The sequence below is a fragment of the Microtetraspora sp. NBRC 16547 genome, assembly GCF_030268965.1.
In the GTDB taxonomy this organism is placed as follows: Bacteria; Actinomycetota; Actinomycetes; order Streptosporangiales; family Streptosporangiaceae; genus Microtetraspora.
In genome coordinates this window covers 1-7,242 of record NZ_BSSE01000063.1, presented here as the reverse complement: position 1 = coordinate 7,242, position 7,242 = coordinate 1, and the positions used below count along the sequence as shown (strand labels likewise).

The 7,242-nt window shown below is 63.9% G+C and carries 5 protein-coding genes and 2 pseudogenes; 3 read left to right on the top strand and 4 right to left on the bottom strand.

What is annotated here, in order from left to right; all coding sequences use genetic code 11:
• Nucleotides 1-133: 133 nt before the first annotated feature.
• A pseudogene (locus tag QSK17_RS35520) lies at nt 134-1,236 on the top strand (ISAzo13 family transposase); the annotation flags it as partial.
• Nucleotides 1,118-1,465: pseudogene (locus QSK17_RS35515) on the top strand (tyrosine-type recombinase/integrase); the annotation flags it as partial. The pseudogenes QSK17_RS35520 and QSK17_RS35515, both read left to right, overlap by 119 nt.
• 151 nt (nt 1,466-1,616) lie before the next feature.
• Here the strand turns inward: QSK17_RS35515 and QSK17_RS35510 are convergent.
• The 4 genes from QSK17_RS35510 to QSK17_RS35495 all read right to left on the bottom strand — a co-directional run bounded on the left by QSK17_RS35510 (nt 1,617) and on the right by QSK17_RS35495 (nt 5,667).
• The gene (locus tag QSK17_RS35510; RefSeq protein WP_285711062.1) at nt 1,617-1,772 is read right to left on the bottom strand and encodes a hypothetical protein; all 156 of its coding nucleotides are present in this window, start codon (nt 1,770-1,772) and stop codon (nt 1,617-1,619) included.
• A 101-nt stretch (nt 1,773-1,873) separates the two neighbouring features.
• On the bottom strand, nt 1,874-3,217 hold the full coding sequence (locus tag QSK17_RS35505) for an McrC family protein (RefSeq protein WP_285711059.1): 1,344 nt from the start codon (nt 3,215-3,217) through the stop codon (nt 1,874-1,876).
• Nucleotides 3,214-5,154 carry a DUF8426 domain-containing protein gene (locus tag QSK17_RS35500; RefSeq protein WP_285711057.1) on the bottom strand — a complete coding sequence of 647 codons (1,941 nt, stop codon included), beginning with the start codon at nt 5,152-5,154 and terminating at the stop codon, nt 3,214-3,216. Before QSK17_RS35500 ends, QSK17_RS35505 begins: the two co-directional genes overlap by 4 nt.
• 6 nt (nt 5,155-5,160) lie before the next feature.
• Nucleotides 5,161-5,667 (bottom strand): hypothetical protein, encoded by a 507-nt coding sequence (locus QSK17_RS35495; RefSeq protein ID WP_285711055.1) that lies wholly within the window; start codon nt 5,665-5,667, stop codon nt 5,161-5,163.
• Nucleotides 5,668-6,697: 1,030 nt separating this feature from the next.
• Between QSK17_RS35495 and QSK17_RS35490 the strand changes: the two genes are divergently transcribed.
• Complete coding sequence (locus QSK17_RS35490; RefSeq protein WP_285711052.1) at nt 6,698-6,985, top strand: site-specific integrase; 288 nt, start codon at nt 6,698-6,700, stop codon at nt 6,983-6,985.
• The last annotated feature ends 257 nt before the right edge of the window (nt 6,986-7,242 follow it).

Below are 7,242 nucleotides of genomic sequence, written 5' to 3'. Positions count from 1 at the left end.
GTCCCGAGCGCACCAGCCCCACCATCTGCCGGCGGAACTCATACGGGTAGTTCGGCACGTGGACTCCTCTTTCAGGGGCACAGGGTGCCCCACAGATCAGGTGTCCACCAAACCGGGGCAAGACCAGAAGGAGCAGGGATTCAGCCTGCAGGCAACGTCAAGACGCTGGAGGGCAAACAGCATCCCGACCGCGACGCACAGTTCCGCTATATCAACGACCAAGTCAAGGAGCACCAGAGCGCCGGGCAGCCAGCGATCAGCGTCGACACCAAGAAGAAAGAGCAGCTCGGACAGTTACCCAACCCCGGACGGCTGTGGCGCCCCAAAGGCGAGCCGGTCAAGGTCGAAGACCACAGCTTCTTCTTCACCGGCCCCGCCATCCCGCATGCCATCCCCTACGGCATCTACGACCTGGCCACCGACCGAGGCTGGGTCAACGTCGGAGTTGACCACGACACCTCGGCGTTCGCGGTGGCCTCGATCCGCCGCTGGTGGCACGCCCGCGGCCGAGCCGACTATCCGGACGCCCACCGACTACTGATCACCGCAGACTGCGGTGGTTCCAACAGCTACCGCTATCGCGCGTGGAAGTCAGAGCTGGCCGGCTTCGCCACCGAGACGGGGCTGACCATCACGGTCTGCCACTTCCCGCCAGGCACCTCAAAGTGGAACAAGATCGAGCACCGGTTGTTCTCCCACATCACGATGAACTGGCGAGGCAGACCGTTGACCAGCCATGAGGTCGTCGTCAACAGCATCGCTGCGACCCGCACCCGAACCGGCCTGCGCGTGGAAGCCGAACTGGACACCGGCTCCTACCCGAACGGGGTCTCGGTCAGCACCGAGCGTATGAACGCGCTACCCGTCACACCGCACGACCGGCGCGGGCCCTGGAACTACACCATCGCCCCCGCCACAGACCAGGACGTGGCTACCGTCCAGGACCGAACCCAGTTCCGGCCCCGCGCCCTGCACACTCTGGCCGACCCGCGCCTGACCGGCATGAGCCGCCAAACCCTTGCTGAGCTGGCCACCACACTCGCCCCGGCTCAGGCCGCGCGCGCTGAACAGCGCTACTTCGAGCAGCGCGGTGGTCCACGGCGCCAGGCCAAGGGCAATCACGGCCGTCCCCTACTCAGCGACGCCGACAAGGTCGTGCTCACCATCGTTTACCTGCGGCAGGTCTGTTCTCAGCGGGTCTTGTCCGAGATGGTCGAAGTCAACCCCAGCGGGCTCCTTCACGAGCAAGAAGGAAGCCGACAAAGCATGGCAGCGCGCAGAAGCGAAGATCGCTGAAGGTCGACTCGGCGATCCTCGGCGCGGAAAGCAGACATTCAAGCAGTACGTCGAAGATGTCTGGCTTCCCAACCATGAGATGGAGCCGACCACTCGGCAGGGGTACACGTACTCGCTGTACAAACATCTGATGCCCGGGTTCGGGCCGATGCGGATGATCGACATCCTGCCGGAGCACGTCTCGCCGGCGGCGCTGATCTCCAAGTCGTCAGGAGCGTCTCGGCCACGCCAGTATCGCGACCACCGAGAAGCACCTACACACCCTCCCCGACGCCGACGAAACCGCCCTCGACGCCTTCGCCAAGATCCGCGCCCGCGGCTCAGGTCGATGAGCGCTCTGGCGACTCGACCGGACCTCGGCGAGTGTGACTTTCCGGCACCGAGACCGTGCCGAGCTCCTCGGTCGGCACGTCATCGTCAGGGGCGACGAGGACGAAACTCCGGTTCACGTCCTCGGCGTCCGGCGGCGAGCTCATAGCAGGATCCCGGGCCAGCACTCGGCGAAACCATGACCAGGCGCCCACGGTGGTGAGGGACGGCACGTGCCAACGGCGCACGTCCTGATTGCCCTTATTGTTCATGATGTTTCAGGACGAAGTGGTATCTCCCCTTGGCGGCTCGCGTCGTCCTGCAGCGGATAGATGCCGCCGAATTGATCGCGCAGTGTCCGCAGCATTGGCGATAACCCGGGGCCGCCCAGAGCCCCGAGAATGCCCGGCAGGTTGAGTCCGACTGCCGTGATGCGGGCAACGGGAGAACCGTCGAAGCGGCGCAGCACCACGTGGTCAGAAGGCAGCTCTCGATCGCTGGCGAAGACAATGTAGGCAGTCGGCGTAGTAGCCACATGAGAGGCGCTCAGTGCGTGGGCGTACGAGAAACTCTGATAGAGATCCTCCGGCTTGATTTTCCGGTCGGTGTAGAGCTTGTACTTGGCATCGACCGATCGTCGCCAGGCTCCGGGTCCGTGGCCTTGGACAAGCTGGATGTCGGGTGTGATCGTGGTGTAGCTTCGGCCGTCCCCGTGACGGACGGCCCCGCAAAGAGGCTGCTGAGCACGTACGGCGACGCCTGTGCCGTGGAAAGCCTCACTGAGCAGCCGGGTGGCGAACGCCTCGAAGAGCGCGTTCATATCCAGGAGGAATGTCCGGGCCGCTGACCCACCCGCGGAATACAGATTGTCCAGCCCTCCGCTCTGGAGGAGCAGAAGCGCCCATCGATGCGCCTGCCGGTAATGCTCGTTGTGCCGGTGATAGGTGAGCCGCTGCTCCGCCCACCTGGCGTCGACTCCGTGCGCTGTGCACATTTCGGAGAAGTCGGCCGCCGCACGCCATGCGCGCCTCCTTATCGCATCGTCTCCGACTGTCCGCGCAGCCAGCTGGAGAGCCGCCGCGCACAGCTGGTTGTCGAGGATGTCCGCCTCGAACTCATCGAAGCGGCATTCCAATCTGTCTAGACGCCCGAAGCGACGAAGCATTTGCCGGTCGGCGAGGAGGCGGCCTCGTACGGCCGGCAGTGGCTCTTCCCGATGGACGTAGTCACGACGGAGGCCGCCGCGGAGCAGCGCTTCGCACTCGATTATGAGGAGGAGGCAGATGAGATCCCGCAGGTTGTGGCCGGCATCGGGAAGGTGCCGCAGCGGGTCGACGTACCGGAGGGCCGAGAGCCCGCTGGCGTAGTCGAGCATGCGTAGCACGGAGAGTTCCCGCCCGACCAGCTTGGGCCGGACATGAATGGTTACGCAATCGAGAGCCACTACTCCGACATGCGAGGTCGCGGTGACCTCAAGAGCGCCGTCGGCCAGCCACCGCAGCTCGATCCGCTTATTGAGCTCCTCAGACTCGGACAGCTCGCGGTCGGAAGCGCTCGGATTCAGTCCGCTGACCTTAACCGTTTGATACTCGTCCACAACGACGGGGGTCACTCGGCCACGTCCACCTGCAACTCGGCGTAGAGCGCGTCAACCAACTCCTCGTCATTCAGGTCATGGAGCCGGTGCCCGACATCGTCGACGATGTCGGGGCCTAGGAAGCGAGCGAGCATGGAGTAGTCGTCGTATGCATATTCCTGCAGCAGCGGCAGCACATCGTTGCGGATTACTGCAGCCAGAGCGGATTCGTCGGTTACCGGTCCGCCCGCGGTGAGGAAGAAGGAATGGCCGATCTGGCGCTCACGTCCCAGTTCCTTGAGGACCCGAAGATTGAGCTCACGAAGGAGGTCGGCGAGATGGAGCTTCCCTACAGTGAAGCCTTCCAGGACAGCCGGGTCTGGGAGGAGTTCCACGAACGCGAAACGCCGGCGTAGTGCCGAGTCGAGAAGCCGGATGCTGCGATCGGCGGTGTTCATGGTCCCGAGCACGTAGACGTTCGATGGCACGCTGAAGTCCTGCCCGCTCTGCGGCAGGACCACAGTGACCCCCCTCTTGTCCAGTTCGAGTAGCGTAATGAGCTCACCGAAGATCTTCGGCATGTCCCCACGGTTGATTTCGTCGATCAGCAGCAGGTACGGGCGGCCCGGATCGTTCTCGGCGGCGCGGCAAATCCGCTTGAAGACCCCGTCCACCAGAGAGAGGCGCAGGCCCGCGCCGCCGTCCTCTACCGGACGAAAGCCTTCGATGAAGTCCTCGTACCCATAAGCGGGATGGAAGGTCACCTGCGTGAGATGTCCAGCCGGTCGTTGACCTCTGGCCGCGAGACGTGCGAGTTCCTGCTTGAAGGTCGGACTGCCGTAGTCGAACTCGGCGCCAAGCTTCATGCCCAGCTGCTGAGAAAGCCACCAGACCGCGAATCGGAGGCTGGTGAAGGTCTTACCCGTTCCCGGCGGACCGAACAGCACAGCCTGTCCCTTCCGCTGAAGGGCTCCCGCGAGTGCGCTGAGCTGCGGGTCTTCGAGAGTCACGGCTTCGGGTTCTACTGTGTCCTCACGGTCGACGGTAGCGGTCTTGCTGGACCGGATGGTCCGCCACAGCCGGGCCGGAACGTCCGCCACGGTGACGACACCCCAGCGTTTCTCCGGCTCCGCCAGAGCCTGCGCGTACGACAGGTCCCAGTCCACGGAGACGGTATGCCGCTGCTCTTCGCGCTCTTCACGCCATGCGTACCCCGTCTCCGTGACCGTTCCCACCGCGAGAATCTGTCGTGTCCCCTTGTTCGCCACCACGCGGTCACCAGGCTGGAGCTGTGTGAGCCGCCAAAGCTCACGCGCCTTAACTGTCATCTTGCTCTGGCTGCCGTTGTACTCATCAGAGTAGTGAGCGCGGAACGCCTCCTGGAATTCGTCTTCAGACGTGAAGGCGGTCAGGTCTCCCACATCATCCCAGCCGACGCAGATGTAGCCCCCCTCTTGGCACTCATCCCAGAACTTCGCCTGCGCGCCAGGAGCGATCTTGACAATTGCTGAGCCCTGACGTGGATTGGCCCACCAGTACAGGAACCGTGCGATCTCGTCGGTGTGCCAGCCGGCGAAGTGTCCCGTGCCGTCAATCAGACTTTTCAGCCTTTCAAGCGCTTCGAAGCGCTCCAGCTTCGACGGGTCCTCCTCGGACAGGAGGGAGATGAAGTGATGGACGTGATCGCGCCCGTACACAGGCAGCAGGCGATCCGGAAAGTATGCGTAGAGAGCCTTGGCCGTCAGAGACGGTCCGGAACGCAGAGCTGTGATCTCGTCGACGAATGGGACAATGCCCTCCTCCACTGCCGTGAACGCGTCGAGGAACCCCTGGCGCACGTCGATCCAGGCTTCCTGCTCGTTGGCGAATCTGGCATCGTGGTACCAGCGCTGGTCCTTCTTCTGAAGGAAGATCATGTGCTTACGGGCGCTGCCCCCGCCGATGCCTCCCAGCTCGGGCGTGCCGAACTCCATCCGGTATCAGAACGTGTTCTTGTAGTCGGCCACTCCCAGGGCGTACCGCTCCAGAGGCATCGTCGGCCATGCCTCGCGTGGGAAGTCACGCTGGACTTGTCCGATCTCCGCCCGGGCTTTCGCCACGCCGTCTTCGACTGATGCGCGGTCGAAGACGGCGACAGCCTCGGCGAGCGGGAGAGAACCATCGGTCGAGAGCGGCTTGAGCAGACAGCTGTCACAGACATGGGTGACCGGCGACCCGAGTCCGTTGAGCAGTCCCGCCTTCTGCGCGAATTCTCGGCGGCCCTGTTTGTCCGTCGAGGGCGCGGAGTCGAGCAGTCGGCGCCAGGTGAGACGGTCGGGGTCGGGATAGGTTCGCCACGTGGACTGGTCGCCGCCACGGAGATGCTGGCAGTCCCCCAGATGGTGCAGCGCATAGCCACCTTTGGAGCAGATGACCTCGCCGGTGGAAGGCACCAGTTCGTAGTGCCTGCCTTCAAAGCTGACGGTCTCGGGCGTAGCGCTAGTCATGCCGATGCTCCCGGTCAGGCGTGAACGCGGTGGTTGGACAGGTGGGCGAGGACGGCGTGGTTGGCTTTCCAGCCGTCGGGGGACTTGATGGGACATTGAGCTGGACGCGCCCCGTGGATGGATGGTTGTCGAGCAACTCGGCGATCCCCGCATGGAACGCGGTCCCGTCGCGCCGCTCGGAGCTGGAGCCTGTTGGCGGTGTCGACGGTGATCCCGGCGGGTACGCCCGCGGCACGGATGGCGGCGACCTGGTCGTTGTGAGCGCAACCGATGGCAATCCGGTCTGGGCCCACGGAGCGGCAGCCGTTCTCGTCGCGCGCAACGGCTCCCGTTGCAGGAGACGTGCGGCCAGACCAGCGCAGACCTGCACGGCTTTGGCGTCCGTGCGGATCGTGTGCCGATTGGGGAGCTCGTGCAGTGCCCACCCGGACGCAAGCCCATACATCCTGCAGGTGCGGATAGGGGTTGGCGAGACCGAGGCCGGCCGGACACTCGCAGTTTCGCCGCCAACCTTGGCGCTCTGCGGCATGCTCTTCGGTCCCGGCCTGCAAGACCCAGATCACGACCTCTCCCTGGGTGCCAGCGCAGCCGGACAGCCTGGCCCAGGACATCGAGATGTCGGCGAGTGAGGGCGTGAAGGATTCAAGTCTGCCGAGGTCCACCATGTTCTCTCGTCTATCACCTCCTGCTGTGCTGTGGCAGGTGAACCAGTATCCCTGCGACCCGATGGATCACTTCAACAACCTGTGCCAGATGGACTTGTCGCTCCGGAGGCGGCGGGAGGACAGGATGGTTACCACCCCCCACATCCTTACAATGTAGATCAGAAACGTCTAAAGAGCTTGGCTTTCGTATTCATTTGAGCAGCCAGCTGCGGCCCAAAGCCCGCGGAACGGGCCGCCGCCTGCGGAAATAGGAGGCATCGGACTGCCGGCAACTGACGTCTCGTCCCAGCAACAAACGAGCAACGAGAAACAGGAGAGCCGCGATCACGGCCTTGACCTGCTAGAACAGTGTCGGGACGGCGGATTTGAACCCACGGCCCATCACGCTCAATAAGCCGATCCTCGGCGGCATCCTCACCACCGCGCTAAACGACCAGGTCACCGCCCTGCATCCATGCAAGGGCGTGAAGACGCCGACCGTCCCGAAGAAGCCGCTACGCATCGTCTCCCCGGAAGAGTTCGACCAGCTCTACTCCGCTCTCCCCACCGAGGAGACCCACCTGCTGGCCGAGACCGCCATCGAGAGCGGCATGCGCTGGGGCGAGCTCACCGAACTCCGCATCAAGACCTCGACCTCATCAACTGCCTCGTGACCGTGAGCCGCACAGTCGTCGAGATCAACCCCAAACACCACCCGGATCTTCGTCTACCGCCCAGAAGAGCCGGAGCCGCAGCCGGTCGAGCACCTGGACCTCACCGAACCGAACGCCGCCGGACGCCGGTACTAGGTCGTGTTTTGTAGATCACGAGACGGGATTGCGGAGCCAGATCCGTATCGAAGCGACATCTATGGTGCCGAGATACATGAAGTCGCGCTTGTCGTAGCGGGTCGCGACGGCACGGCACTGTT

Bases quoted from the DNA above. Each gene is read 5' to 3' on its own strand.
- QSK17_RS35495 (WP_285711055.1), bottom strand. From the start codon at position 5,667: ATGACTAGCGCTACGCCCGAGACCGTCAGCTTTGAAGGCAGGCACTAC.
- QSK17_RS35510 (WP_285711062.1), bottom strand. From the start codon at position 1,772: ATGAGCTCGCCGCCGGACGCCGAGGACGTGAACCGGAGTTTCGTCCTC.
- QSK17_RS35500 (WP_285711057.1), bottom strand. From the start codon at position 5,154: ATGGAGTTCGGCACGCCCGAGCTGGGAGGCATCGGCGGGGGCAGCGCC.